Origin of the sequence: Xanthovirga aplysinae, from assembly GCF_009711365.1 — a bacterium.
GTDB classification, from domain to species: Bacteria; Bacteroidota; Bacteroidia; order Cytophagales; family Cyclobacteriaceae; genus Xanthovirga; species Xanthovirga aplysinae.
In genome coordinates, this window is sequence record NZ_SMMB01000323.1 from 1 (window position 1) to 1,124 (window position 1,124).

Below are 1,124 nucleotides of genomic sequence, written 5' to 3' on the forward strand. Positions count from 1 at the left end.
TTTACTAGGCCTCTGGTTGGGGATAAGAAGTCTAAAACTAGTACCTATATTTAATTCGGATTGGACGGAAATCTCTCCTTCCAATTTACTCAACATTTCTTTTACAATATATAAACCAATGCCTGAACCACTAACCCCTTCGCTTGCCCGAAAAAACATATCAAATATTCTTTCTAAATATTGATTGGATATCCCTATCCCATTATCCTTAATCACAATTTTACAGTCTTTTTCACTGGTCTTTATATATAAGTTTATAAAGGAAAATTCTTTTAGGGAATCTGAATACTTTATGGCATTCGAAAGTAAATTGTTAAGGATCACCTTTAAGCGAAAAACATCAGAATAAAATGGAATTTTATCATCAATATCGAAATTCAGAGAAATTTTTTTGCTACCTCGAAGAAATTCTATCATGCCTAAGCCTTCATCAAGAATCTGTTGAAATTCAATTTTCTTAATAGATACCACTTTTTGAGCATTCTTAGAAAAATCTTGTACATCGGTGATATAACGTTTAAGACCTAAAACACTATTTTCAATCTTTTCAAGATAAATGTTGATTTCCTTTTCCCTAATGTCATATTTCATGAGGTTAAGAAGACCGGAAAGTGAAGCAATAGGTGCATTAATATCGTGGGAAATACTATATACAAACTTATCTAATTCTTTATTAGACTTTGTTAGTTCTCTATTTTTATCTTTAAGCTTTTCCTCAATCATCTTTTGCTGAGTTACATCTTGAGTGATTCCAAAAATATAATTGACTTGGTCCTTGCCCCTATACATGGGTTTACCCTCCATATAGAAAGTCCTGATTCCTTTTTGGGTTGTCCTACCCTTGTAAGTTACCCTTGTACTGAGATTCGCCTTCTGGACCTCTCCAATAAATCTAAGAACATCCTTTCTACAACTGGGAATAACAATATTGATGTTCTTTCCAATAGGAAATCTTCCTTGTTTGGCTGAAATACCAAATAATTCTATAAATTTTTTAGACCAGGTCATTGTTGCATTTTCAGGATGATAATCCCAGGTATACAATGCTGCGAGGTCACAAGCTTCCTCTAAAAGATCTTTAAATTCTGTCTCCTTTTTTAATGCTCTCTGTTTCTCTAATAAAG

At 32.7% G+C, this 1,124-nt stretch carries 1 protein-coding gene; it reads right to left on the reverse strand.

What is annotated here, in order from left to right:
• Positions 1–1,124, reverse strand: a 1,124-nt coding sequence (locus E1171_RS00965) for a PAS domain-containing sensor histidine kinase (RefSeq protein ID WP_155203198.1), incomplete at both ends; no start/stop codon positions are given.